This window comes from Massilia phyllostachyos, from assembly GCF_021044825.1.
Lineage (GTDB): Bacteria > Pseudomonadota > Gammaproteobacteria > Burkholderiales > Burkholderiaceae_D > Telluria > Telluria phyllostachyos.
In genome coordinates, this window is record NZ_JAJNOC010000002.1 from 558999 (window position 1) to 584207 (window position 25209).

At 66.8% G+C, this 25209-nt stretch carries 20 protein-coding genes; 13 read left to right on the plus strand and 7 right to left on the minus strand.

What is annotated here, in order from left to right; all coding sequences use genetic code 11:
- The first annotated feature begins 129 nt into the window (after positions 1–129).
- Together LQ564_RS09500 and LQ564_RS09505 are read left to right on the plus strand one after the other, a co-directional pair.
- Positions 130–2094 (plus strand): bifunctional 2',3'-cyclic-nucleotide 2'-phosphodiesterase/3'-nucleotidase, encoded by a 1965-nt coding sequence (locus tag LQ564_RS09500; protein WP_231058138.1) that lies wholly within the window; start codon positions 130–132, stop codon positions 2092–2094.
- Entirely contained in the window at positions 2091–2480 is a 390-nt protein-coding gene (locus LQ564_RS09505; RefSeq protein ID WP_231057858.1) for a tetratricopeptide repeat protein, read from the plus strand. Before LQ564_RS09500 ends, LQ564_RS09505 begins: the two co-directional genes overlap by 4 nt.
- A 182-nt stretch (positions 2481–2662) precedes the next feature.
- On the opposite strand, the gene LQ564_RS09510 is transcribed toward LQ564_RS09505, so the two are convergent.
- The 3 genes from LQ564_RS09510 to LQ564_RS09520 are packed head-to-tail and all read right to left on the minus strand — an operon-like array spanning position 2663 to position 4122.
- Positions 2663–2983 carry a DUF2288 domain-containing protein gene (locus LQ564_RS09510; protein ID WP_231057859.1) on the minus strand — a complete coding sequence of 107 codons (321 nt, stop codon included), beginning with the start codon at positions 2981–2983 and terminating at the stop codon, positions 2663–2665.
- A 15-nt stretch (positions 2984–2998) separates the two neighbouring features.
- Positions 2999–3682 carry an RES family NAD+ phosphorylase gene (locus LQ564_RS09515; protein WP_231057860.1) on the minus strand — a complete coding sequence of 228 codons (684 nt, stop codon included), beginning with the start codon at positions 3680–3682 and terminating at the stop codon, positions 2999–3001.
- Between the two features lie 2 nt (positions 3683–3684).
- On the minus strand, positions 3685–4122 hold the full coding sequence (locus LQ564_RS09520) for an MbcA/ParS/Xre antitoxin family protein (protein ID WP_231057861.1): 438 nt from the start codon (positions 4120–4122) through the stop codon (positions 3685–3687).
- A 130-nt stretch (positions 4123–4252) separates the two neighbouring features.
- Here LQ564_RS09520 and LQ564_RS09525 point away from each other — a divergent pair, with 130 nt between their 5' ends.
- On the plus strand, positions 4253–4720 hold the full coding sequence (locus tag LQ564_RS09525; RefSeq protein WP_231057862.1) for a YybH family protein: 468 nt from the start codon (positions 4253–4255) through the stop codon (positions 4718–4720).
- Positions 4721–4830: 110 nt separating this feature from the next.
- Positions 4831–5487, plus strand: coding sequence for a DJ-1/PfpI family protein (locus tag LQ564_RS09530; protein WP_269143508.1), 657 nt, complete (start codon positions 4831–4833; stop codon positions 5485–5487).
- A gap of 39 nt (positions 5488–5526) precedes the next feature.
- On the opposite strand, the gene recJ is transcribed toward LQ564_RS09530, so the two are convergent.
- Complete coding sequence (gene recJ / locus LQ564_RS09535) at positions 5527–7221, minus strand: single-stranded-DNA-specific exonuclease RecJ (RefSeq protein WP_231058139.1); 1695 nt, start codon at positions 7219–7221, stop codon at positions 5527–5529.
- 5 nt (positions 7222–7226) lie between these two features.
- Entirely contained in the window at positions 7227–8228 is a 1002-nt protein-coding gene (locus LQ564_RS09540; protein ID WP_231057864.1) for a hypothetical protein, read from the minus strand.
- Positions 8229–8372: 144 nt separating this feature from the next.
- Here LQ564_RS09540 and LQ564_RS09545 point away from each other — a divergent pair, with 144 nt between their 5' ends.
- From LQ564_RS09545 to LQ564_RS09580, 8 genes are all read left to right on the plus strand, one after another.
- Complete coding sequence (locus tag LQ564_RS09545; protein WP_231057865.1) at positions 8373–9647, plus strand: lipoprotein-releasing ABC transporter permease subunit; 1275 nt, start codon at positions 8373–8375, stop codon at positions 9645–9647.
- Positions 9644–10909, plus strand: a complete 1266-nt coding sequence (locus LQ564_RS09550; protein ID WP_231057866.1) for a lipoprotein-releasing ABC transporter permease subunit — start codon at positions 9644–9646, stop codon at positions 10907–10909. Before LQ564_RS09545 ends, LQ564_RS09550 begins: the two co-directional genes overlap by 4 nt.
- The gene (gene lolD / locus LQ564_RS09555) at positions 10902–11612 is read left to right on the plus strand and encodes a lipoprotein-releasing ABC transporter ATP-binding protein LolD (protein ID WP_231057867.1); all 711 of its coding nucleotides are present in this window, start codon (positions 10902–10904) and stop codon (positions 11610–11612) included. The genes LQ564_RS09550 and lolD overlap by 8 nt, the downstream gene beginning before the upstream one ends.
- Positions 11613–11615: 3 nt before the next feature.
- Entirely contained in the window at positions 11616–12419 is an 804-nt protein-coding gene (locus LQ564_RS09560; protein ID WP_231057868.1) for a TatD family hydrolase, read from the plus strand.
- 179 nt (positions 12420–12598) lie between these two features.
- Positions 12599–15415: a type VI secretion system Vgr family protein gene (locus LQ564_RS09565; RefSeq protein ID WP_231057869.1), complete on the plus strand. Its 2817-nt coding sequence runs from the start codon at positions 12599–12601 to the stop codon at positions 15413–15415.
- Positions 15416–15807: 392 nt separating this feature from the next.
- Positions 15808–17547: a PGAP1-like alpha/beta domain-containing protein gene (locus LQ564_RS09570; RefSeq protein ID WP_231057870.1), complete on the plus strand. Its 1740-nt coding sequence runs from the start codon at positions 15808–15810 to the stop codon at positions 17545–17547.
- 134 nt (positions 17548–17681) lie between these two features.
- The gene (locus LQ564_RS09575) at positions 17682–19304 is read left to right on the plus strand and encodes a T6SS immunity protein Tli4 family protein (RefSeq protein ID WP_231057871.1); all 1623 of its coding nucleotides are present in this window, start codon (positions 17682–17684) and stop codon (positions 19302–19304) included.
- A 389-nt stretch (positions 19305–19693) separates the two neighbouring features.
- A complete protein-coding gene (locus tag LQ564_RS09580; protein ID WP_231057872.1) occupies positions 19694–22048 on the plus strand; it encodes a DNA internalization-related competence protein ComEC/Rec2 in 2355 nt (784 codons plus the stop codon).
- Here LQ564_RS09580 and LQ564_RS09585 read toward each other — a convergent pair.
- Positions 22030–23424 carry a sensor histidine kinase gene (locus LQ564_RS09585; RefSeq protein ID WP_231057873.1) on the minus strand — a complete coding sequence of 465 codons (1395 nt, stop codon included), beginning with the start codon at positions 23422–23424 and terminating at the stop codon, positions 22030–22032. The genes LQ564_RS09580 and LQ564_RS09585 overlap by 19 nt on opposite strands.
- Before the next feature lies 1 nt (position 23425).
- Positions 23426–24118, minus strand: coding sequence for a response regulator transcription factor (locus LQ564_RS09590; RefSeq protein ID WP_231057874.1), 693 nt, complete (start codon positions 24116–24118; stop codon positions 23426–23428).
- A 229-nt stretch (positions 24119–24347) separates the two neighbouring features.
- Here LQ564_RS09590 and LQ564_RS09595 point away from each other — a divergent pair, with 229 nt between their 5' ends.
- Complete coding sequence (locus LQ564_RS09595) at positions 24348–25196, plus strand: dioxygenase family protein (protein ID WP_231057875.1); 849 nt, start codon at positions 24348–24350, stop codon at positions 25194–25196.
- Positions 25197–25209 lie beyond the last annotated feature (13 nt).

Consider the following 25209-nt stretch of genomic DNA (forward strand, 5'->3'; position numbering starts at 1 on the left):
GCCCGCCATGGTTCGCACATGGCTTGCCCCAGCGCAGCCGGCTACCGTATCATCGCCCGGTTCACTTAGCCGGTCACCCCCATGTCCCACTCTCTTCGTTATCAAATCGGCATCGCCCTGGTCCCGGCGATGCTCAGCCTTCCCGTCCACGCCGCCAAGGCGCCGAAAGCCGGCACGACGGCCCAGCTGACGGTGCTGGAAACCACCGACCTGCACGCCAACGTGGTCGGCTACGACTATTACAAATTGGCCGCCGAGCCCTCGCACGGTTTCGATCGCACCGCGACGCTGATCCACCAGGCGCGCAAGGAATTCGCCAACACCCTCCTGCTCGACAATGGCGACACCATCCAGGGCACGGCGCTGGCCGACTACCAGGCGCTGGTCAAGCCCCTGCGTTGCGACGAGACGCTCAGCATGTACAAGATCATGAACGCCCTGAAGTACGATGGCGCGGGCATCGGCAACCATGAATTCAACTACGGCCTGCCGTTCCTGGGCCAGGTGACCGGCAGCCGCTTCCAGGTGAAGGGCATCGAGCAGCCCAAGCGCTGCGCCGGCCCGGCCTTCCCGATGGTGCTGGCCAACGTCTACAGCGCCAAGACGAAGAAGCCGCTGTTCAGCCCCTACGCGATCATCGACAAGCAGGTCAGCGCCGTGGGCGCCGACGGCAAGCCGGTCGCCACGACGGTGCGGGTCGGGATCATCGCCTTCACGCCGCCGACCATCATGTCCTGGGACAAGCGCTACCTCGAGGGCCGCGTCTATACGACCGGCGTGCGCGAAGCGGCGCGCAAGTACATCCCCGAGATGAAGAAGAAGGGCGCGGATCTCGTGATCGCGATCGCCCACGGCGGCCTGGACGACAGCCCGTATTCGCCGGAGATGGAAAACGCCGGCTGGTACCTGGCGCAGGTGCCGGGCATCGACGCCATGTTGCTGGGCCACTCGCACCAGCTGTTCCCGAACCCGGCCAGCACGGCCCCGCAATTCAAGCTGCCGGGCGTGGACAAGGCGCGCGGCCTGGTGCACGGCGTGCCGACCGTGATGGCCAACCTGTGGGGCAAGCACCTGGGCGTGATCGGGCTGCACCTGAAGCACGACGGCAAGCGCTGGGCAGTGGAAAAGGACAAGACCTTCGTGCAGGCGCGCGCGGCGCAGCTTGATGCCAAGGCCTTCGTGCAGGCGGATCCGGCGGTGCTGGCGCTGGTCAAGGAAGAGCACGAGGCGACCATCCGCTACGTGAAGACGCCGGTGGGGTCGACCGACTTCCGCATGTCGAGCTACTTCGCCGACGTCGGCGACGTCTCGGCCATCGAGATCGTCAACCAGGCCCAGACCGACTACGTGGTGAAGTACGTCGCCGCCAACCTGCCGCAGTACAAGGACTTGCCGGTGCTGTCGGTGTCGGCGCCGTTCAAGAGCGGCAACGCCGGCCCGGCGGATTACACGGATGTGAAGCCGGGCGACCTGGCGCTGAACAATGCGGCCGATCTCTACCTGTATCCGAACGCGCTGTATGCGGTGAAGGTGAATGGGGCCGGCCTGAAGGCCTGGCTGGAGAAGTCGGCGACGCGCTTCAATACCATCGACCCGTCGAAGACCGAACCGCAGCAGCTGGTCAACGGCGCGGTGCCGAGCTATAACTTCGATACCGTCACCTCGAAGGATGTGTCGTACGAGATCGACGTCACCCGTGCGCCAGGCGACCGTGTGCGGGCGCTAGCCTGGCGCGGCAAGCCGGTGGCGGCGGAGCAGGAGTTCCTGGTCGCGACCAACAATTATCGGGCCAGCGGCGGCGGCAACTTCCCGGGCCTGGACGGCAGCCGCACCGTGATCGCCTCGCCGGACAACAACCGCGACATCCTGATCGCCTATGTGAAAGGCGCGCAGCAGCTGACCCGCGCGGCCAATGGTTCGGCGCGCAGCTGGACCTTCGCGAAGGTGAAGACGGCGGGACCGGTGGTGTTCTCGTCGGCGCCGGGCATGGTGGATCTGGCGCACGAGGCGGGGCTGCACAATGTCAGCCAGGTCGCGGCGGACGATGGGCGCGGCAAGGGTGCGGCGCTGTACGCGATCGACCTGTCGAAATGAAGCGCGTCCTGATCGCGGGCCTGGCTGCGCTGATGCTGGCGCAGCCGGTGGCGGCCCAGCATGGCGACGAGGGCGATATCGCTTATCGGCGTGCGCTGACGTACCGCAGCGGGGGCGATGCGGCCTTGGCGCTGCACTGGCTGGAAGTGGCGGCGTCGCGCGGGATGCCTGAGGCGATGTTCATGCTGGCGACCCTGCTGCTGGACGGTGAAGGTGGCCCGCGCGACGAGGCTGCGGCGCGCAGGTGGCTGGAGGCGGCGGCGGAGCTGGATTATCCGGAGGCGTGGCAGCAGTTGGGGTTGATGGAGACCGATCCGGAGAAGGCGGGGCAGTATATGCGGAGGGCGGCGCATGCGCTGTCGCATCGGGGCGAGCTCAAGCGCTAGCAGTGTGTTCGCAAAATTGGGTACCGGCCTGCGCCGGTACGACGGTCTTTAGGATAGTAGTGAGAACGCAGCTAAGCTTGTTCTGACAGTTGGCTGCAAAACCGTCGTACGCGCCACTGGCGCCTACGACTACCGGCGAAGGCCGGTACCCAAGTCTAGTTGAGCAGCCACCAACTCAACCCTCAGTGCAGCGCTTTCTTCTCGACCTGCACCAGCACGAAGGGACTGACGACCGACGCCCACAAGGTCTCATCCGCCGCCGTCCACGTCTGCGCCTGCACATCGCTGACCTTGGCCACCGCCCCCGCCGCCATCCACTTCGTCACGCTCTCCTTGTCGTCATGCGCGATGCGCAGCGCCACGTCGATCAGGTCCAGCGCTTCGCTGACCCAGATCACCGAGCCGCTGGCGAAGTGGCGTTCCAGTTCGCTCCATTTGACGCGGCCGGTCTCGCGGTTGATCTTGTCGTGCAGTTCCAGGTCTTTTTCGGGATTCGTCTTCATTGCTTCTACATCTCGTTAAATGATCTCGACCGCCGGTCGCGGCGAGCCCGCCCATGTTAAGCGATATGTCTGCGCCTTGCGCACATTGCCGACCAGGGCGGGGCGGAAGCAGGCCAGGTTGGTGCCGCCCGGATGGCGCACGCTGGGGTAGATGACGCCCATCGAGCCGGCCTCCAGCAGCTCGGCCGCCAGCGCCTGCGAGGCGATGTAGCTGTCCGGATCGAGGCAGGGCAGGTAAGCGTCGAGCCCGCGCAGGTCGTGGAAGCCGGCGTTGAAGTCGGCCAGCAGCGACTGGTAGCTCACGCTGTCGTCGAAGCGGTTGATCTCGACGTATTCGACGGTCTTGTGGAAGATGACTTCGCTCAGCGCCGTTTCCGCCGCAAAGGCGCAGTACCAGGCGCCGCGCTCGCCGTCGTTGAAGCGGCTGCCCTCGGGGCGCGCGTAGGTGTAGGCGGCGTTGACGATGCGGAAGTTGGGGACGCCGAACACCAGTTCGTCCATGCCGATGCCCGGCAGCAGGTCGGATTCGCCGCGCAGCCGCTCGTTGGTGGCGTTGTCGAGGTCGAACAGGTCGCGCAGTACCTGGTCGTTCTCGGCCAGCGGGGTCAGCACCGAATCCTCGAACTCCGCGAAGCGCGACGGGATCAGGCGGCAGGTGTCGTATTGGCGCAGCGGCGTAATTTTGTGCACGACCCGCAAGATCAGAGACCTCCGCGACGCGCGTCGAGCAGCTTGCGCACCGTCTGCATGGCGATCACGCCGCCGGCCTGCATGTAGGCGAGCGGCGTGCGGCCGCCGAAGATGATGTTGGTGTTCGGCAAGTGGACCCACTCGTCGGCCAGCTTGTCGCCGTACAGGATGTGCAGGGCCTTGTAGATGCCGAGCAGGTAGGAAATGCGGGTGATGCGGTCGACCTCGAGCACCCGGTCCGGGTTCTTCTTCCAGTCGTAGTACGAGGACGACGACAGGCCGCCCAGCAGCTCGCGCGCATCGTCGTCGCGCACGTTCCAGGCGCCGGCCAGCTTGAAGAAGCCCAGCAGGGCGGAACGCGACAGGCGCTCCCGTTCGGCGCGCGAATTCAGGTCGACCAGCACGGCCGGTTCGAACCGGCTTTTTGGGTAGGAGTAGGCTAAGCTCATCGTATCCTCCGAAGTTGGACCATTTATACTCCAATTCCGGATCGATTGCAAGGAGCGGTTGTAAAACGTGCGGTCACATGACAGAATCCAAAACCTTGCTAAATGGAAAAGTTTAGGAAAGGGTTCACCGATGCGCCTGCGTTCGCTGTCTCTTCTCGCTGCTTGCCTGATGCTCGCCGCCACGGCGAATGTGCCGACCAGCGCGCGCGATTCCAACCAGGACTTGCGCAGGCAGGTCATGGACGCCGAGCGCGCCTTCGCCGCCACCATGAAGGCGCGCGATTTCGACGCCTTTATCCGCTACGTCGCCGACGAGGCGATCTTCCTTTCTCCGCAAGGCAAGCTGCGCGGCAAGCAAGCCATCGCGCGCGGGTGGCGACCCTATTACGACAAGCCGCAGGCGCCGTTTTCCTGGGAGCCGGAAGAGGTCGAGGTCGTCGCATCGGGCACCCTGGCCTATAGCGGCGGACCGATCTACGATCCGTCCGGCCGCAGGATCGGGCGCTTCAATTCGATCTGGCGCCTGGAAGCGCCGGGGCAGTGGAAGGTCGTGTTCGACCGCGGTTCCGATTTCGCGCCGCCGCCTGCCAGGAAATAGGAATGGCAGGATTTCATCTGTCGATGACGTTCCTGCCAAAGCTTTATTTCCTAGAATGGTGTCTTCCTCATTGATCGGAGCCCACCGTGAGCACGACCATCCACATCGGCATGCTGCTGTTCCCCAACGTTACCCAGCTCGACCTGACCGGACCCACGCAGGTCCTGAGCCGGGTGCCCGGCGCCCGCGTCCACCTGGCCTGGAAGGATACGGCGCCGGTGATGACGGATGCCGGCTTCGCGATCGTTCCCACGACGGCGTTTGCCGATTGTCCGCAGTTCGACGTGCTGTGCGTTCCTGGAGGATTTGGCACCAAGGACCTGCTGGAGGATGAGGAGACGCTGGCCTTCCTGCGCGGGCAGGCTGCGGGGGCGCGCTGGGTGACCTCGGTCTGCAACGGCTCGCTGGTGCTGGGCGCGGCCGGGCTGCTGCAGGGGTATCGCTCGGCCTGTCATTGGCGCTGGCGGCGCTACCTGCCGGCGTTCGGGGCGATTCCGGTGGCCGAGCGCATCGTGCGTGACCGTAACCGGATTTCTGGGGGCGGGGTGACGGCGGGGATCGACTTCGCGTTTGCGCTGGCGGCGGAACTGGCGGGGGAGGAGGCGGCGAAGATGATCCAGCTGGCGCTGGAGTATGATCCGGCGCCGCCGTTTGCTTGCGGGACGCCGGAGGCAGCGGGGGCTGAGAGGGTGGCGCGTTATGAAGCCGGATTGGCGGCGCGGATGCCGGTGGCCGAGGAGGCGATCAGGCGCGCCGCCCTGAGTTGAACGCGTGGGCGGAGGCCCGCGGGGCCGCCCAGGCCCACCCTACGCGGGTTCGGCGTGCTCCACCAGTAGCTGTACTTTTGTCACGCCGTTGTATTCGTTTGCATCGAGGCGGAATGCGACGCGGGCGCGTTCGGGCAGGCTGCCGGTATGGCCGAACCAGATGGCATCCATGCGGCGGCCGTTCTTCTCCAGCAGCAGCTTGAGGTGGCGCTCCTTCAGGATGCGCTGGCTGACCACGCGGAACTCGTCGCAGAACACCGGCGGCGCGAAGCCCTGGCCCCAGACCTGGGCATCCATCTGCTCGATGAAGCCGGTCGAGTAGAACTCGTCCTCGAGCGGGCCGTCGGTCTCGATGATGCGCTCGAGTTGCGCCTCCGTCAGCCAGGCGCGGCCCACGGCCTCGAAGGCTTGCTGGAAGCTGTCGAAGTGCTCGCCGCGGATGGTCAGGCCCGCCGCCATCGCGTGGCCGCCGAACTTGTCGATCAGGCCCGGCACGCGCTTGGACACCAGGTCGAGCGCGTCGCGCAGGTGGAAGCCCGGGATCGAGCGCCCGGAGCCCTTGATCCAGCCATCGTTGGCGGGCGCGAAGGTGATGGTCGGCCGGTAGAACTTCTCCTTCAGGCGCGAGGCGACGATGCCGATCACGCCCTGGTGCCAGCCGTCGTCGAACACGCTGATGGTGCTGGCGCCCGAGGGTTCGAAGCTGTCCAGGTGCAGCAGCGCCGTGTCCTGCATCTCGGCCTCGATTTCGCGGCGTTTCAGGTTGATCTCGTTGAGCTGCTGGGCGATGGCCCAGGCGCGGCCGACGTCGTCGGTGACCAGGCATTCGATCCCGAGCGACATGTCTTCCAGCCGGCCGGCGGCGTTCAGGCGCGGGCCGAGCGCGAAGCCGAGGTCGAAGGGCGAGGCGCAGCGCGCTTCCCGGCCCGCGACGCGGAACAGGGCGGCCACGCCCGCATGCATGCGGCCCGCGCGCATGCGCTTCAAGCCTTGCGCCACCAGGATGCGGTTGTTGGCGTCGAGCCGCACCACGTCGGCCACGGTGCCGAGCGCCACCAGGTCGAGCAGGCTGTCGAGCTTGGGCTGGCTCTGGGCATCGAACACGCCGCGGCGGCGCAGTTCGGCGCGCAGGGCCAGCAGCACGTAGAACACGACGCCGACGCCGGCCAGGTGCTTGCTGGGGAAGCCGCACTCGGGCTGGTTCGGGTTGACGATCACGCGCGCCGGCGGCAGCGCGTCGCCCGGGAGGTGGTGATCGGTGACGACGACCTCGATGCCGCGCCGGTTCGCTTCCAACACGCCGTCGATGCTGGCGATGCCGTTGTCGACCGTGATGATGATGTCGGGCGACTTTTCGCGCGCCGTCAGTTCCACGATTTCGGGCGTCAGGCCATAGCCGTACTCGAAGCGGTTCGGCACGATGTAGTCGACGTTCGCCCCCATCATGCGCAGGCCGCGCAGCGCGACCGCGCAGGCGGTGGCGCCGTCGCAGTCGTAGTCGGCGACGATGGTCATGCGCTTGTTGGCCGCGATGGCGTCTGCCAGGAACACGGCGGCCGCATCGATGTGGCGCAGCGCGCCGGGCGGCACCAGGGCGGCCAGTTCGCTGGACAGCTCGCGCACGTCGAGCAGGCCGCGCGCCGCATAGATGCGCGCGAGGACGGGATGGACCCCTCCCTGGCGCAGCATTTCGGAAGTGCGCCAGGGGCAGGGGCGGGTGGTGATGCGGGTCATGATGCTCAAGTCAGTGCTTCCAGGGTCGGCCGGCGCCAGAATTTGCGCTGGGCCATGGCGGTCGTGGTGAATTCGGCAAGGCCTTCGCGGCTGCTGGCGACGATGCGCAGGCTTTTGATGCGGCCTTGCGTCAGGGCGCCGAGCAGCGGTGCGAACAGCTGCTGTTCGAGCTCCTGCACCTGCAGCAGCCAGGTCCCCCAGTCGGCGGCGAGGGCTGCTTCGGCCAGGCTGCCCACGATCAGAGTCGCATCATTGCCGTAGAGGGTGTCGAGCCGGTCGAATCCGTCCCATATAGGGTCGGACAGGCCGGAAATCCAGCCCGGCGCTGAAACGGCGGCAAGTTGTCCATTCTTGCGGGCGCTGGCGCGGCTGGCGCCCCACAGCCAGAAGCTGTTCACGGGCACGCGGCCGGCGGCGTTCACTGGATGCGTGTGCCAGGCCATCTGCACCTCGTTTTGCAGCTTGCGGAAGGCCAGGGCCGCCTGGCCGCGCGGGACGAAGTCGGTCAGGTCCATGCCGACCACGGTGTCCGGCGTGGCCGGATCGACATCGACCCAGTCGCCGGCGCGCAGGAACCAGGTGCCGGCGTCGCCGTACAGGAGCGGGTGGCCGATCTCGTCGCACAGGGGGCGCGCGGCCTCGAACAGGGCGCGGCCTTCATCTTCGCGCAGGCCGAGCTGGCGCAGGTCGCCCAGCATCAGGTGGCTGCGCGCGATCTGCACGTGGGCCGGATTGACGATGAACCAGGCGTCGTCCGCCGGGTCGAGCCCGAAGCCGCGCATGGCGGCCGCGGCGAACGCCGGGCGGCCGTCCTGCGCCAGGCCCAGTTCTCGCGCTAGCCAGCTCTCGTGGGGCAGGGCGTTGGGATGCTGCTGGCCGCTGCGCGCCGCATTGCTAGTGCGGCCGAGCAGGGCGGACAGCGCCGGGGCCTGCAGGGCCCGCACCAGGTCGGGCGCGAATTCGGGGAGCGGGAGCAGGAAGGGGACGACGAGGGTAATCTGGGACATGGGCGCTATTTTAGGGCAAATAGGGCGCGAGCGAACGGCCGCATCCCCGCCGGCGCACGCTTGGCCACGCTTTTTCCGGCACGTTCGGCCGATGTCTGGCAAACTGTCGGGTTGGCAAACCAATAAGAGACCTCGACCGGATTTATGAGCATCACCCACAAGCTGCCCTACGAATGGCAAGTCGGCCTGCGCTACACGCGCGCCGGCAAGCGCAGCGGCCGCAACAGCTTCATCTCCTTCATCTCGATGGCCTCGGTGGCCGGCATCGCCCTGGGCGTGGCCGCGCTGATCGTGGTGCTGTCGGTGATGAACGGCTTCCAGAAGGAAGTCACGGCGCGCATGCTGTCGGTGCTGGCCCACGTGGAGATCTTCGATGCGCGCGGCGAGATGCCGGGCTGGCGCGAGACCGCGCAGCAGGCCCTGCGCCACCCGGAAGTGCGCGCCGCCGCGCCGTTCGTCGACACCCAGGCCATGCTGCTCAGCGACGGCGTGATGAAGCCGGTGCTGGTGCGCGGCGTGATGCCGGCGAAGGAAAGCACGGTGTCGGAAGTCGCCACGCACATGCGCGAGGGACGCTTCGACGCCCTGCAGCCGGGCTCGTACAACATCGTCATCGGCCGCGCGCTGGCCACCGCGCTCGACGTCGAGGTGGGAGACCGCATCACCATGCTGATGGCGGCCGGCAGCCCGGGCCAGGCGGCCGCGCCGAACGCGGCGCCGCGCACCCGTCCGCTGACCGTCGCCGGCATTTTTGAAGCCGGCCACTTCGAATTCGATTCCAGCCTGGCTTTCGCCAGCCTCGAAGACACCCAGGAACTGGCCGGCGTCCGCGCGCCCGGCGGCCTGCGCCTGAAATTGAGTGACATGGATGCCGCCCCGCGCGTGGCCGCCGAACTGCAGGCGAGCCTGCCGGGCGAGCTGTACGTGCGCGACTGGTCGAAAGTGAACGCGGTCTGGTTCGCCGCCGTGCAGTCGCAGAAGCGCATGATGTTCATCATCCTCACCATGATCGTCGCGGTGGCGGCCTTCAATCTGGTGTCGACCCTCGTCATGACGGTGCGCGACAAGCAGGCCGACATCGCCATCCTGCGCACCATCGGCGCTTCGCCGCGCTCGGTCATGACGATCTTCATGGTGCAGGGCACGCTGGTGGGGCTGCTGGGGGCGGCGCTGGGGGTGGGCCTGGGCGTGCTGGTGGCGCTCAACATCCACGTCATCGTGCCCTTCATCGAAGAGCTCTTCAAGGTGAAGTTCCTGTCGCAGGAGGTCTACCTGATCAGCGAGATCCCCTCGCAGCTGCGCTGGGGCGACGTCGGCTGGATCGGCGGCGTGGCCGTGCTGCTGGCCTTCGTGGCGACCCTGTATCCGAGCTGGTCGGCCTCGCGCGTGAAACCGGCCGAAGCGCTGAGGTACGAATGAAACCGATCGAGAATCTCCCTTATGAATGGCTGGTCGGCCTGCGCTACACGCGCGCCGGCAAGCGCAGCAGCGGCAACAGCTTCATTTCCTTCATCTCCCTGATTTCGGTCGCCGGGATCGCATTGGGCGTGGCGGCCCTGATCATCGTGCTGTCGGTGATGAACGGCTTCCAAAAGGACGTCACCGACCGCATGCTGTCGGTGCTGGCGCACATCGAGGTGTTCGACCGGAGCGGCAGCATGGCCGACTGGCGCGCGGCGGCGCTCGAAGCCTCGCGCAATCCGCAGGTGCGCGGCGCCGCGCCCTTCGTCGAGACCCAGGGCCTGCTGGTCAACGGCGGCGCGATGCGGCCGTCGGCGATCCGCGGCATCCTGCCGGAAGAAGAGGGCAAGGTGTCGCAGGTGGCGAACCAGGTGCGCGCGGGCAGCCTGGCGGCGCTGCAGCCGGGGGCCTACAACATCGTGCTGGGCCAGGGCCTGGCGCGCGCGCTCGACGTCGGCATCGGCAGCAAGATCACCATGATGCTGGCCCAGGGCCAGGTGACGCCGGCGGGGCTGCTGCCGCGCAGCCGCAGCTTCACGGTGGCCGGCATCTTCGAGGCGGGCGACCCCAAGCTCGACGCCGCGCTGTCGTTCATCCACATCGAGGATGCCCAGCGCATGGAGCGCCTGCCGGCGCCGATGGGGCTGCGTTTGCGCGTGGCGGAAGTGCGCGACGCGCCGCTGGTGGCGCAGGAGCTTTCCAAGACCATGTCGGGCGACCTCGAGATGCGCGACTGGTCCAAGCTGAACGCCACCTGGTTCGCCGCCGTGCAGACCGAGAAGAAGGTGATGTTCATCGTGCTGACCCTGATCATCGCGGTGGCCGCCTTCAACCTGGTCTCCACGCTGGTCATGACCGTCACCGACAAGCAGGCCGACATCGCCATCCTGCGCACTCTGGGCGCCTCGCCGCGCTCGATCCAGAAGATCTTCATGGTCCAGGGCGCGCTGGTCGGCATCCTCGGCACCGCGCTCGGTGTCGGCGGCGGCGTGCTGGTGGCCCTGAACATCGACGTCATCGTCCCGTTTATCGAAAACCTGTTGGGAGTGCAGTTCTTGTCGAAAGATATCTACCTGATCAGCGCCATGCCGTCCGACCTGCGCTGGCCGGACGTGTTCAAGATCGGCGGCCTGTCCGTGCTGCTGGCCTTCGTCGCCACGCTCTATCCGAGCTGGGCGGCGTCGCGCGTGAAACCTGCGGAGGCGCTGCGTTATGAATGATCCCGTGAATGCCAACGGCGCCGCGCCGGTGCTGGCCTGCCGCGGCCTGGGCAAGACCTTCCGCCAGGGCGACTACAGCGTGCAGGTGCTGGACAAGATCGACTTTGCGATCTACCGCGGTGAGCGCGTCGCCATCGTCGGCGCATCCGGCTCCGGCAAGTCGACCCTGCTGCACCTGCTGGGCGGGCTCGATACGCCGTCCACCGGCTCGGTCACCCTGCAGGGCGAGGATTTCGCCACCCTGAGCGAGACCCGGCGCGGCGAGCTGCGCAACTCCTCGCTCGGCTTCGTCTACCAGTTCCACCACCTGCTGCCGGAATTCTCGGCGCTCGACAACGTCATGATGCCGCTGATGATCCGGCGCGAGAAACGCGACGCCGCGCTGGCCAAGGCCGAAGCGATCCTGGCGCGCGTGGGACTCGGCAAGCGCGTGGTGCACCGTCCCGGCGAACTGTCCGGCGGCGAGCGCCAGCGGGTGGCGCTGGCGCGCGCGCTGGTGACCCAGCCGGCCTGCGTGCTGGCCGACGAGCCGACCGGGAACCTCGACCACAGCACCGCGCAATCGATCTTCGACCTGATGCTGGAACTGTCGCGCACCCTCGGCACGGCGTTCGTGATCGTCACCCACGACATGGAGCTGGCGCGGCGCTGCGACCGCGTGTTCCGCCTGACCGAGCACGGCCTGCAGGCGGTGGAGGCGTAGGCGATGTGGATCGATACCCACTGCCACCTGGACGCCCATGAATTCGGCGCCGAGTCGCTGGCCGTGGCGCGGCGGGCGTCGGATGCCGGCGTATCGACGATCGTGGCGATGGCGGTCGAGCGCGGCAACTTCGCCGCGGTGGCCGGACTGGCCGCGGGGGCGCCGAACGTCACCTACGCCCTCGGCATCCACCCGATCTGCATCCCCCAGGCGCGCGACGAGGACCTCGAGGTGCTGCGCGCCGCGGCCGCGGCGGCGCTGGGCGACCCGAACTTCGTCGGCATCGGCGAGATCGGGCTGGATTACTTCATTCCGCTATTGTGCGAACCGGACATGCGCGCCAAGCAGGAACGGTTCTTTCGCGAGCAGCTGCGCATCGCGCGCGACCTCGGCCTGCCGGTGATGACCCACGTGCGGCGCTCCCAGGACCAGGTCCTGAAGCACCTGCGCCAGATCCGCCCGCCGGCCGGCATCGCCCACGCCTTCAACGGCAGCTTCCAGCAGGCGAAAACCTTCATCGACCTCGGGCTGCACCTGGGCTTCGGCGGCGCCATGACGTTTACGCGCGCGCTGCAGATCCGGCGCCTGGCCACCGAGCTGCCGCTTAGCGCCATCGTGCTGGAGACCGATTCGCCGGACATCGCCCCGAGCTGGATCCACCCGGGCCGCAACACCCCGGACCAGCTGCCGCGCATCGGCGCCGCGCTGGCGGCACTGCGCGGCATCGGCGTGGACGAGGTGCGCGAAGCGGTGCGGCGCAACACGCTGGCGGCGATTCCGCGCCTGGCAGGGCGCCTGAAGTCTTAGTGGATTACTACTAAAACTTTCGCGCCTTCCTGCTGTCCTGCGGCGTCCGACCGTCGCCGTTCCCCGAAGTTCAGTCCCGGCATTGTGACAGGCCGCAATGCTTGAAACCAACCCTTCTGCCAATATGCACTCTTCGCTGCAGCCGCAGCCACCAGCATGTTTGCCAGAGGGAGAAGCACTTGGACAGCGCGAGCGAATTCCTGCGGATGCTCAGGCACGAGAAGTCGCTGACGACCGCCCACCGGCCGGTCCGGCTGCGCCTCGGCCATGCCGACCACCTGGCCGACGAACTGCTGCTGCCGCAGCGGGTGCAGGGGCAGGAATCGGTGTGCGGCGGCTTCGAATACCTGGTCACCTGCGTGGCCGACACGCCGCGCCTGCCGCTCAAGGAACTCATCGCGCTGCCGGCCGAACTGCAGATGGTGACCGACCGCGGCCAGCTGCGCAGCATCTGCGGCATCGTCGCCGAGGCGCGCGCCGGCGACCATGACGGCGGCCTGGCGGTCTACCAGCTGGTGCTGCGCGACGCCCTGGCGGTGATGGAAAAGCGCGTCAACAGCCGCGTGTTCCGCTACCAGAGCGAACTCGACATCGTGCAGGTGCTGTTCGACGAATGGCGCCAGTCCAACAGCGTGATGGCCAGCGCCTTCGACTACGAGCTCGACCCGCTGTTCGACATGCGCCAGTATCCGCCGCGCGAACAGACCATGCAGTACAACGAATCCGACGCGGCCTTCGTCCGGCGCCTGCTCAAGCGGCGCGGCGTCGCCTGGACCTTCCGCCCGGGCCGCGCCCGCGCCAGCGCCGGCGCCAACGAGGCCGACGGCGACGACACCCCGGTCCACACCCTGGTCCTGTTTTCCGACCCCGCATCCCTGCCGCGCAGCGCCGCCGGCACCGTGCGCTACCACCGCGACGACGCCACCCTGGAGCGCGACACCATCGTCTCCTGGTGCGCCGCGCGGCGCCTGCAGCCGGGCTCGATCACCCGCCACAGCTGGGACTACCGCAATCCGCTGGGCGTGCAATTCATGACCACCACCGCGCGCAGCATGGCCGACCAGGGCCGCAGCGGCAACGCCCTGGCCGCCACCCTCGACGACTACCTGGTCGAGATGCCGCACGCCGGCAACGACGTCGAAGACCACTGGCGCCTGGGCCAGCTGCGCATGAACCGCCACGAACTCGACACCAAGTGCTTCCACGGCGAGGGCACGGTGCGCGACCTGTGCGCGGGCGAATACTTCACCCTCGACGGCCACCCCGAGATCGACGCGCACCCGGAAGCCGAGCGCGATTTCGTCGTCACGACGGTCTGGATGGAAGCCGAGAACAACCTGCCCACCGAGCTGTCGGCGCGCGTGCGCCGCCTGATGGGCCACTTCCACCCGGAGCGCGCCATGCTGGCCCCCAACGAGCACCCGGTAGGCGGCGACGGCGTGCGCGTGCGCATGCGCTTCGACTGCGTGCGCCGCGGCATCCCGCTGGCGCCGAGCTTCGATCCGCGCGTCGACCTGCCGCACCCGGAGCTGCAAAGCGCCATCGTGGTCGGCCCGCCGGGCGAGGAAGTGCACTGCGACACGCTGGGCCGCGTCAAGATCCGCTTCCCCGGCATGCGCACGGGCGACCACAAGCACGCGCACGGCGCCGGCGCCTCCGACACCCCCGCCGATTCGGCCTGGGTGCGCGTCGCCTCGAACTGGGCCGGCAATGGCCCGGGCGCCAGCCAGCAGTGCGGCACCGTGTCGCTGCCGCGCGTGGGCAGCGAGGTGCTGGTCGCCTTTCTCGGCGGCGACCCGGACCGTCCGGTCATCCTGTCGCAGGTCTTCAACCAGCGCGGCGAGCCGCCTGCGCTCGGCCTGCACGGCATGGACGCCACGAACGGCAGCCTGCCGGGCAACCGCTACCTGTCCGGCACCCGCACCCGCGAAATCGGCGGCCAGCGCGGCAACCAGCTGCGCTTCGACGACACCCGCGGCGAAATCAGCGCCCAGCTCGCAAGCGACCACGGCGCCTCGCAACTGAACCTCGGCTGGCTGACCCAGCCGAAAGCGAACGGCACGGCCGCGCCGCGCGGGGAGGGCGCCGAACTGCGCAGCGACCGCAGCGTCGCCATCCGCGGAAAACAAGGGGTCCTGCTCACTGCCGAAGCAGCTGTCGATGGCGCCGGGCCGCAGCTGGCGCGCGCCGGCCTGCTCGGCCTGGCGGAACTGATGCAGAGCATCGCCGACGAAGTCACCAAGCTGGCCGAGCAGCACACCGGCGACGAGGCGAGCACCCGCCAGCTCGGCGAACTCACGGAGAAACTGAAGTCCTGGGAACATGGCTCCAACCTGGCGCCGGACGCGCAAGGGGGCGAGCCCATCGTCGCCGTGACGGCGCCGGCCGGCATCGTGGTCGCCAGCCAGGAAAGCGTCTCGATCGGCTCGCAAAGCCAGCTCGACCTGGTCAGCGGCGCCGACGTGCGCGCGTCGAGCGGCCGCAACGTCTTCCTGCGCGCCGCGCGCGGCATCAGCGCCTTCGCCCAGGCGCTCGGCATCAAGGCCGTGGCCGGCCGCGGCGACATCACGGTTGAAACGCATCAGGGCGCGGTCAAGATCAAGTCGTCCGGGCGCATCAGCCTGATCGCCGGCGAGGCGATCCACCTGGAAGCGCCGGCGGTGCGCATCGTCTCGCAGGGCGCGCAGACGGACTGGGTGAACGGCAAGATCACCGAGCAAAGCACCGGTGAGCACCTGATCAAGGCGGCCACGCACCTCCGTTCCGGGCCGGGTGGCGGCGACCCCACCAAACTCGACTTCGCCGAGACCAAGCTGCGCAGCGACGAACGCCTCGTCCTGCGCCACCTGCAGACCCGCGAACCGATCCCCCACCAACGCTACATCGCCCACCTGGACGACGGCAGGACCATCGCAGGGGAAAGCGACGATCTCGGCCGCACGTCCCTCATCCAGAGCGATGCCCTGGGTCCGGTGCGTTTCGAGCTCCTTCCTTAACCGCCGCCGTCTGCGCTGGAGCCGTGATGAGTGAGTCCACGCGACCACTGCCGCCGCTGATTCCCTCGTCGAACGGCGGGTGGGAAGTCAATTCGTTTCCGTCTTCCTCTGAATATACGATTCGCGGCATGGGATTGATGCCTGCGAACTGCGTAGTACCAGTCATTATCGTGTCAGGCATCATGGGTACGAACCTCCGTGCGAAACGCGCTCCGCGGTTAGGCCGATTGCCCGATGAGCGAAATCGCAGAGCAAATCCTGGCACTCCGGTATGGCGAGCCCCGAATGGAACGCAGGAAGGTTCTAGCGCTGCGGCACTGGTCCAAAGCGATACCCTGGGCCCCGTTTGCTTCGAACTTCTCCCATAATTTCCTTAGAGGGACTATGCCGTCATGAGTGAATCGACCCGACCACTCCCATCGCTTATTCCGTTGTCGCACGGCGGGTGGCAAGTCAATTCGTTCATGTCGTCGGTTGAGTACACGTTGCGGGGGCTGGGACTTGTACCTCCCGACAAAATCATTCCGGTCATCGTCGTACCCGGCATCATGGGCACGAATCTGAGGGCCAGACAAAAACCACGCTTGGGACGCATCCAAGATGAGAGGAACCAGATGGTCGACCCTGGCCAACCTGTCTGGCGCCCGCCTAATGGCGATGACGAGGGGCTCAAGGCCGCCAAAATTTGGGGCAAGTACACGCCGCGCGAGCGTCAGCTGCTGTTTGATGCTGCGACTCTGGAAGTGGACCCCAACGGACCTATTGTCATACCGAAGTCCGAGGACGGCTATGTTCTGACTGAGCGTGAGGCAAGGGAACGCGGGTGGGGCGAACTGCATGCCGATTCGTATGGCGGGCTTCTCTACGGCCTGCAGACTCGCCTTAACCAGACGTTCGGGTTTGACGAGCAGGGCAAGAAGCGCTTTGTCCAACAGCATTGGAAAGACGTGATGGCCTGTGACCCTCAGAGATGGGGGCTGCGCCACTTCGCGCCACTAACGGAAGACCAGCTCGTCAAGCACGCTCAGTATTACTTTCCCGTGTACGCGACTGGGTACCTCTGGCTACAAGACTGTAAGGCGTCGGCGGAACTGCTGGAAAAGCGCATTCTTGAGATCATCAGATCGTGGCAGGGAGGGAAGCGGCAGTGCTCCAAAGTTATCCTGGTAACTCACTCGATGGGCGGGCTGGTGGCCAGAGCGTGCGCAAGGCGTATTCCCGACAAAATCGCCGGCATCATCCATGGCGTCATGCCGGCGCTTGGCGCACCGGTGGCCTACCGCAGGCTAGCCTCTGGAATGGAGCCGTTTTCGCTGAATAGTACCCCTCTAAAGAAGTATGCAGACTCCAAGCTGGCAACGATTCTGGGGAATAGTGCTGACAAAACGACGCCTGTTTTAGCTGTATCGCCCGGGGCGCTCGAGCTTTTGCCCAATCACCTGTATCCGCACCCGTGGTTACATGTTCGCGTGATCAGGCTTGCGGCCGGCTCGCAGGGAGCGAACCAGGCGGGGAAGCATGGGGCAAACGGTTACCAGACCAAGCCTTATGACGCGCTGTCTTTTCCCAATGCGAACTTGCAAAATCCATATGATCTGTACCGTGACATGAATGTCTGGTTCCGATTGGTCAATCCGGATCTCGCCGATCCGGCTGACAAGTATTCGAAAGACGACATGGGAGCGGCGCCGGCAATAAAGGAGGCAATCAATACTGCAGAGAAGTTTCATAGAGAGCTTGGTGACTATTACCACCCTAATACGTACAGTTTCCATGGCGATGACAAACAGCATCTTTCATATGGACAGGTACGATGGGTCGCCCTTCAGCAGGCAGGGTCGGCAACCGCACTCACGCCGGCGAATCTTACCGCCGCACGGTATATCGGCCACTCTGCAACCGGACAGCGGCGCGTGCTCGTCGAGGGAAAGACCGAGCTTCGCTTCGCGCCTGATAATCAGGATGCGCGAGGCGACGGGACCGTACCGCATCAATCCGGGGCGGGGCCGGCAGGCAAAGTAAAACAGGTGTTTGCGACGGAGGGCTACGACCACCAAGGATCGTATAACAATGAGCACATGCTCATGTTAACGCTCCGACTGATCACCAAGATTGTCCAGGAGATCGCGTGAAGAGTTGGCTCCGGAGCAGGCCGGCAAGAATGCTGGCCGGCGCTCTATGCGCGGGATTGGTCGCCACATGGGCGGTGGGCAAAGTATTGGATAAACGCGAAGAAAGCCGGCGAGACCAACATGAGGTAGCTCGAATGACCGACAAAATGAAAACAGTATGTGTCGGCAGGTTCTTAATTGACGTGCCGGAAGAGGCAGAGATTGAACTGAGACAGGCGCGCGTCGATGGCTTCGAAATTGCGTCGTTCAACGAAACCGAAGAGGAATTTCAGGAGCGTGTTGCGGACCGTGAGGCGCAAATCAAGGCCAAGCCGGATTACCTTGGTGGCAATAAGAACATGGAGTCGGCAAGGGAGGTCAAGACCGACAGCGGTCTTTTTGGAAAAATCTTTATACACAGTCGGAAAGTGCAAGAAGGTACCCAAGGCAACGGTCTGGGTGGCGTGGAACGCTATCGCCATGAAGGCATCACGACGGAAGCCCTTGTGCATGGAGATGGCGTCAGCATCGACTTGTCCTATGAAAATCGGGCCCTCAAGTGGGTCGAAGATCTTCCGCGGATGGTTAACCAGCTTGTAGCGAACCCCGATAACCGTATTCCTACCGAACCGGGATTCTGTATGGATCGCGTTTATGTCCGCGATCCACTGCGCGCCGATCAGCGCGAACAAATCATGATGTTCGGCCGACTGCCAAGTCATCCGGATATCGAATTCATGTTCATTGTTGCGGCGGGAGTGAAACCCGAGCCGCAAGGCGTCCTGGCAAGGAATCAGGCTGCAGACGAAGCGCTATCGATGGCTGAGCGGATGCGTATTACGAGATTACGAGAGGCGCCGCGGGAGATTGGCGGCCTGGCCGGGGAGGAACTTGCGGAGCTGGTGGTCGAGGAAAATGAAGCACGTGGCCACAGTTTTTGGTGGGAGGTGAGCGGGACCGAAGACAACATCTTTGTTCCACACGTCGTATTCAGGATGAGTACCGGGAACGGCAATCGAAAGCCGGTTCCATCCTCGCTGTCGGACGGCGCCGCACTCGGGTTGTGGGACAAGATCTCGTCCAGCATTCGGTTACGGTCGACCGAACCTGTAGCGAACGAACAAGTTGAGGTGCCGACTACGCCGCTTGGCACATACGCTTCGGCCGGCGAACGCTGCCCCGAAAGCGGCTGGTGGCTTTGTGGTGATGGTGGCGACGGTATTGGTGTGCATGGTGGACAGCGGCAGTACATGAAAAAAGGTGAGCTGATGCCCCAGGCGCTGCTTCTTCCACGGCAAACCCTATGGGACAAGCTGAGGGGCTTGCAACCTAGCTTTGAATCGAAGAACCGAACATTTTGGAAGCTTGTTGATAAGCGTCTCCAAAAGCGTCTGCCACCACCTCTGCCCCTGGCTTTGCCTGTGCCGCCAGCGACCACGTCCTTTGCCAGCCGCGGCGTTGGCGTAAGCGAGCAAAGTCACGTCTGCGTCGGCAGTTTTGCTGTCACTGGGGTCCCATGCCCCGCAAGCGGCTGGTGGCGTTGCGAACAATCGCATGCGCTTGACGGAACCCGCTGGTTTGCTCAGGGGGTCTTGCTACCGCCCGCAACGTTTGCTGTCTCGCCTGGTGTCTTCGGCGGATCGACGAAGGCGCCCAAATCGATTCAACGTCGGGGCCAATGGCGGCTGGTCCGGCTCGCGGACGCATCAGCTCAAGGCAATCCCGACAGCCAGGCGTCGGGCCTGGGCACAAATTCATCACCAATCCGAGAGGCATAGCTCCACGACCAGAATCGCTTGTGTCGCTGCAATGTTCGTCTGTCGAGCACGGTTAGATTCCAGTTTTCACTAACGATGAGGCAGCGATGAGCTACAGGCGCCATTACAGCAACTGGTCAGGCGGGTTGTCGAGCAACATGATGCGCATGTCCATCGCTTTTCGTGGGAGGTCAAACGGACTGAAGAAAACGTGCGCTTCGCCTGTGGCACAACGGTGTCTCCAGCATTCGCGTACATCATGCAGCCCTTGCTCGCGATGTGGCGGGATCGAAGTCGACATCCTGAGGGCAAGTCCCACAAACGCTCGACCAGACCTGAGCCTGTAGCAAGACGTCAATACCCATGTCCGCTACTTCGCTTCCCGATTCTATTTCAGCCATTTCGAATGCATGCGCTGCGCAACCCTCGCCTTCCTGTGCGGCGCCTGCTGGCTGCAGACCTGCAGCCGGCTCCCGACCGCGAACGAACTCGCCGCAGCGATCAGCGCCGCCATCCTCCTGTGCATACTGCGCCGCCGCATCGCGATCCTGCTGGCCGCCACGCTGCTCGGTGCCTCATGGGCCGCCATCTGCGCCCACCTGGCGCTCGCCGACGCGCTTCCGCGTGAACGGGAAGGGGTCGACGTCGCTATCGTCGGCACCGTCGACAGCCTGCCCCACACCTTCGAAGGCGGCACCCGCTTCCACTTTCGCGTCGAACGCGTCCTGACGCACGCGGCCACCGTGCCCGCACGCGTGGCCCTGTCCTGGTATGGCCGCAACGAAGCCCCCGGCGCCGGCGCGCTGCCCGAACCCGGCGAGCGCTGGCAGCTCGTCGTCCGCCTGCAGCGCCCGCACGGCAACGCCAACCCCCACGGTTTCGATTACGAAGCCTGGCTGCTCCAGCAGCGCATCCGCGCCACCGGCTACGTGCGCCCGGCCGGCACGCGCAACGCGCGCCTCGACACCTTCGTGGCGCGCCCCGGACACGTGGTGGAACGCGCGCGCGCCGCGCTGCGCCGCCACATCCTCGAACAGCTGGAAGGCCAGCCCTACGCCGGCGTCATCGTGGCCCTGGTGATCGGCGACCAGCGCGGCATCGATCAATCCGACTGGGACGTCTTCAATCGCACCGGCATCAGCCACCTGGTGTCGATCTCGGGCCTGCACGTGACGATGGTGGCGGGCCTGGGCGCCTGGCTCATGTCCTTTCTCTGGCGGCGCTCCTTTTTCATCCAAGGCGTAGTCTTGCCGCTGCGGCTGCCGGCCCAGAAGGCGGCGGCCGTCACGGGCGCCGCGGTGGCGCTGCTCTACGTCCTGCTGGCCGGCTTCGGCGTGCCGGCCCAGCGCACCTTCTACATGCTGGCCGTCGTCGCGCTGGCCCTGTGCAGCGGCCGACTCGTCACGCTGTCTCAGGTGCTGTGCCTGGCGCTCGGCGTCGTCATCCTGCTCGATCCGTGGGCGGTGCTGGCGCCCGGCTTCTGGCTCTCGTTCGGCGCGGTCGGCGTGATCCTGTACGCGAACATGGGCCGCGTGCGCAAGGAGACCGGATGGCGCCGCAGCTTCGCGATGGCGGCGCGCACGCAATACGCCGTCACCATCGGCCTGGTGCCGCTGACGATGTGCCTGTTCTCCCAGGTCTCCCTGATCAGCCCGCTGGCGAATGCGGTCGCGATTCCCGTCATCAGCCTGCTGGTGACGCCGCTCGCCCTGGTCGGCGCGTTGCTGCCGGCGCCGCTGGCCGGCTGGGTGCTGTGGCTCGCGCACGCGGCGGTGGCGCTGCTGGCCGAGCGTCTAGCGTGGCTGTCGGCCGGTCCGCTCGCGACCTGGGGCGCTCCCGCACCGCAGGGGTGGATCCTGGCGCTGGCCCTGCTCGGAACCGCCTGGATGCTGGCGCCGCGCGGCTGGCCGCATCGCTGGACGGGCCTGGCGGCGTGGCTGCCGATGCTGGCCCAGCTCCCGGCCACGCCGCAGGAGGGCGCCTTCACCGTCACCGCCTTCGACGTGGGGCAGGGCATGGCGCTGCTGGTCGAGACGCACACGCACCGCCTCCTGTACGACGCCGGCCCGCAGTACGCGCCCGGCCAGGACGCCGCCGGCCGCATCCTGCTGCCCTATCTGCGCGGACGCGGCATCGCGCAGCTGGACGCCATGCTGGTCTCGCACAGCGATCTCGATCACGCCGGCGGCGCCCAGGCCATCCTAGAAGGTAGCAAGGTTGCGAGCGTCCATTCCTCGCTCCCGCCGCGGCACCCAGTCGTACTCACTGCCGCCCGCCACAGGCGCTGCGAGTCGGGCCAGGGCTGGACCTGGGACGGCGTCCGCTTCGACATGCTCGGCCCGACGCGATCCAGTTACGAGGACCCCGGCCTGAAGGCCAACGCCCGCAGCTGCGTGCTGCGCGTGAGCGGGAAGGGGGGCGCGATCCTGCTGGCGGCCGACATCGAGGCGGCCCAGGAAGCCCAGCTGCTCGCCAGCGCACCGGCGCAGCTGCGTGCCGACGTGCTGCTGGCGCCGCACCACGGCAGCGGCACCTCGTCGACGGCCGCCTTCCTGGCGGCGGTGCGGCCTTCGGTCGGCATCTTCCAGGTCGGCCACCGCAACCGCTATCGCCACCCAAAAAAGGAGATCTACGCGCGCTACGCCGACCTGGGCGTGCGCCGCATCCGCACCGACCAGTCGGGCGCGGTCACGCTCGGCTTCGGCGCGAAGCTCGCCATCACCGAATATCGGACCGAGCGTCCGCGTTACTGGTACGAGCCGTGAGTCGCGCCGCCATCCTGCAAGGGCAGGGTGATGGTGACCTTGACGCCGCCGCCTTCGCGGTTGGCGGCGTGGATCGTGCCGCCGTGGGCCTGCAGCACGCGCTGTGCGATCGGCAGGCCGAGGCCGTGGCCGTCGACGGCGGCTTGTGCAGCCTGGGAGCGGAAGAAGGGTTCGAAGATCGCCGCCATGTCGCTCGGCGCGATGCCGGGGCCGCGGTCGAGCACCTCGATGCGCGCTTCCTTCCCGTCGCGCTGCAGCAGCACCTGCACGACGCCGCCGGCGCCGCCATGGCGGATCGCGTTGCGCACCACGTTTTCCAGTGCGCTCCAGAGCAGGTCGGGATCGCCCTGCACGACGATGGTGCCGGGCGCCTCGACGCTCAGGCGCGGTCCGTCCTGGCCGGCCTCGTAGCGTGCATCGGCCACGATCTCGTCGGCCAGTTCGGTGAGGTCGATCGGCTCGCGTCGCGTGAAGTCGGGCGGGGCCTCGAGGCGCGACAGGGTCAGGAGCCCGCCGACCAGTTTGTCCATGCGCATGCTCTCGCGTTCGATGCGGTCGAGCGAGGAGGCGATTTTCTCGGGCTGCTGGTGCGCCAGGCCGACCGCCGCCTGCAGCCGCGCCAGCGGTGAACGCAGCTCGTGCGAGACGTCGTGCAGCAGGCGGCGCTGGCCGTCCATCAGGGCGCGCAGCTGGGCGCTCATGCGGTCGAAGTCGCGTCCCAGGTCGCTCAGCTCGTCGCCGGCGCGCGCGCCGTCGGCGAAGCGCGGCGCAAGGTCGCCGCTCGATGCCGCCTCGAAGGCGCTGCGCAAGGCGCGGATCGGGCGCGAGAAGTACCAGGCCAGCAGGGCCGCGAACAGCAGGCTGGCCAGGGTGGCGGCGACGATGCCGGCGATCTGGCCGATCCTGCGGTTGAATCCCGGGCCGCCGGGGCCGGGCGGGCCGCCCGGCGCGTCCAGTCGCGCCGCCGGCGGGCCGCCGCGATACAGGCGCTGGACGAAGGCCAGGTAGCGCTCGCCGTCCGGGCCGGCGATGCGGCGCACGCCCCGCGGCGCTTCATTGGCGGCGAGCTGGCGGTCGACTTCGGCCAGCAGCTCGGCCGGCACGGTGCGTCCCAGCAGCTCGTGGCGGGTGGCGTCGAGCACGAAGACCTGGGGACGCTGCAGCTCGCCCAGCATGCCGCGCAGGGCCGGCAGGCCGCCGTGCTTCAGGGTGGCGCCGGCCGCGTCGAGGGCGATCCAGGCCGGCGGGCCGACGTCGAGTTCGGCGGCGCGGGTGCTGGCCTGGTCGCGCAGCCAAAAGGCGCCGATCACGCCGATGGTGGCGGCCAGCTGGGCCAGCAGGATGCACAGGAAAAACTTCCAGAACAGGCGGCCCATGCTATTCCCGGATCAGCTGGTAGCCCTGGCGGTAGATCGTCTGCAGGCAGGAGCGGCCGTCGGCCAGGGGGCCGAGCTTGTGGCGCAGGCTGCTCAGGTGGACGTCGATGTTGCGGTCGAAGCGCGCCAGCGGCCGGCCCAGGCCCTGTTCCGACAGCTCGTTCTTGCTCACGGGCCGCCCGGCATTGCGCGCCAGGACGTCGAGCAGGTTGAATTCGGTGCTGGTCAGTTCGACCGGCGCGCCGTCCCAGGTCACGCGGCGCTGTTCCGGATACATGGTCAGCTTGCCGACCGTGATCGCGGCGCCCGCGCCGGCGCCCGATTCCGGAGCGGCCTGGGTGCGGCGCAGGATGGCGCGCACGCGCGCGGTCAGCTCGCGCGGGGTGCAGGGCTTGGCGACGTAGTCGTCGGCGCCCAGTTCCAGGCCGAGGATGCGGTCGGCGTCGTCGCCGCGCGCGGTCAGCATCAGGAGCGGGATGCGGCTGCCGGCGCGGATCAGGCGCAGCGCCTCGATGCCGTTAGTGCCCGGCATCATGACGTCGAGGATGGCGATCGCGTAGTCGCCGCTCAGCGCGGCGCGCGCGCCGTCGTGGCCGTTGTGGACGCAGGTGACGGCGAAACCCTCCTGTTCGAGGTATTCGGCAAACATGGCGACGAGCTCGACGTCGTCGTCGATCAGCAGGACGTGGTTCATGGGGAGAAGGATAGCAAAAGCGCCGCGCCGGGCTGTTGTATAGGGGGTAGTTTTACCCGGATTTACACCGGATTAACCGCGTTTAACAGGTCGAAAAACCACAATGCGCCTTCCGAACCACCCAAAGGACAGGGCCATGACCACCTCTCATCGCCGCATCGCCCTGTTCCTCGGCAGCGAACGCGGCCCACGTGGCCCGCGCCGTTGAACATCGAAAAAGGAGAACCCGATGGCACACGATCACACCACCCTGGCCGACGACCTCGCGACCATGATGAACATCGCCGCAAGCCGCCGCCAGTCGCTGCGCTGGCTGCTGGCCGGCGCAGCCGCGATCCCGCTGGCCGGCTGCGGCGGAGGCGCCGAGGAATCCAGCGGCACCGCATCCTCGTCCACTGGCAGCAGCGGCAGCGGCGCCACTACGACCGCGGCGTGCACCGTCATCCCCGAAGAAACCGGCGGCCCTTACCCCGGCGACGGCACCAACCGCAACGCCAACGGTGTCGCCAATGCCCTGGTCCTGTCCGGCATCGTGCGCAGCGACATCCGCGCCAGCGTGGCCGGCGCCAGCGGCGTCGCGGCCGGCATCCCGCTGACGATCCGACTGCAGCTCGTGAACGTGGCCGCCAACTGCGCGGCGGCGGCCGGCGCGGCGGTCTACCTGTGGCACTGTACCCGCGAGGGCGGCTATTCGCTGTACTCGACCGGCATCGTGAACGAGAACTACCTGCGCGGCGTGCAGGAAGCCGACAGCCAGGGCGTGGTCACCTTCCAGACCATCTTCCCCGGCTGCTACGACGGCCGCATGCCGCACGTGCACTTCGAGGTCTACCCGACCCTGGCGAAAGCGAGCAGCGCATCGAACCGGGTCAAGACTTCGCAGTTCGCCTTCCCGCTGGCGACCCTGAACGAAGCCTACGCCACCAGCGGCTATGCCACCAGCGTGAGCAACCTGGCCCGCATCAGCTTCGCCACGGACAATGTGTTCAGCGACGGCACGGCCCTGCAGATGGCGAGCGTAACAGGCAATGCGACGCAGGGCTACGTGGCGACCCTCACTGTAGGCGTTTCCCTCTAAACCGGGTTCATGC

What these genes read in the sequence shown, in the direction of transcription:
- LQ564_RS09550 (WP_231057866.1), top strand. Translation starts at nt 9,644, where the DNA reads ATGAAACCGATCGAGAATCTCCCTTATGAATGGCTGGTCGGCCTGCGC.
- LQ564_RS09570 (WP_231057870.1), top strand. Translation starts at nt 15,808, where the DNA reads ATGAGTGAATCGACCCGACCACTCCCATCGCTTATTCCGTTGTCGCAC.
- LQ564_RS09520 (WP_231057861.1), bottom strand. Translation starts at nt 4,122, where the DNA reads ATGAGCTTAGCCTACTCCTACCCAAAAAGCCGGTTCGAACCGGCCGTG.
- LQ564_RS09560 (WP_231057868.1), top strand. Translation starts at nt 11,616, where the DNA reads ATGTGGATCGATACCCACTGCCACCTGGACGCCCATGAATTCGGCGCC.
- LQ564_RS09530 (WP_269143508.1), top strand. Translation starts at nt 4,831, where the DNA reads ATGCTGCTGTTCCCCAACGTTACCCAGCTCGACCTGACCGGACCCACG.
- LQ564_RS09500 (WP_231058138.1), top strand. Translation starts at nt 130, where the DNA reads ATGCTCAGCCTTCCCGTCCACGCCGCCAAGGCGCCGAAAGCCGGCACG.
- LQ564_RS09595 (WP_231057875.1), top strand. Translation starts at nt 24,348, where the DNA reads ATGGCACACGATCACACCACCCTGGCCGACGACCTCGCGACCATGATG.
- LQ564_RS09525 (WP_231057862.1), top strand. Translation starts at nt 4,253, where the DNA reads ATGCGCCTGCGTTCGCTGTCTCTTCTCGCTGCTTGCCTGATGCTCGCC.
- LQ564_RS09510 (WP_231057859.1), bottom strand. Translation starts at nt 2,983, where the DNA reads ATGAAGACGAATCCCGAAAAAGACCTGGAACTGCACGACAAGATCAAC.
- LQ564_RS09540 (WP_231057864.1), bottom strand. Translation starts at nt 8,228, where the DNA reads ATGTCCCAGATTACCCTCGTCGTCCCCTTCCTGCTCCCGCTCCCCGAA.
- LQ564_RS09580 (WP_231057872.1), top strand. Translation starts at nt 19,694, where the DNA reads ATGCGCTGCGCAACCCTCGCCTTCCTGTGCGGCGCCTGCTGGCTGCAG.
- recJ (WP_231058139.1), bottom strand. Translation starts at nt 7,221, where the DNA reads ATGACCCGCATCACCACCCGCCCCTGCCCCTGGCGCACTTCCGAAATG.
- LQ564_RS09590 (WP_231057874.1), bottom strand. Translation starts at nt 24,118, where the DNA reads ATGAACCACGTCCTGCTGATCGACGACGACGTCGAGCTCGTCGCCATG.
- lolD (WP_231057867.1), top strand. Translation starts at nt 10,902, where the DNA reads ATGAATGATCCCGTGAATGCCAACGGCGCCGCGCCGGTGCTGGCCTGC.
- LQ564_RS09505 (WP_231057858.1), top strand. Translation starts at nt 2,091, where the DNA reads ATGAAGCGCGTCCTGATCGCGGGCCTGGCTGCGCTGATGCTGGCGCAG.
- LQ564_RS09575 (WP_231057871.1), top strand. Translation starts at nt 17,682, where the DNA reads ATGACCGACAAAATGAAAACAGTATGTGTCGGCAGGTTCTTAATTGAC.
- LQ564_RS09585 (WP_231057873.1), bottom strand. Translation starts at nt 23,424, where the DNA reads ATGGGCCGCCTGTTCTGGAAGTTTTTCCTGTGCATCCTGCTGGCCCAG.
- LQ564_RS09545 (WP_231057865.1), top strand. Translation starts at nt 8,373, where the DNA reads ATGAGCATCACCCACAAGCTGCCCTACGAATGGCAAGTCGGCCTGCGC.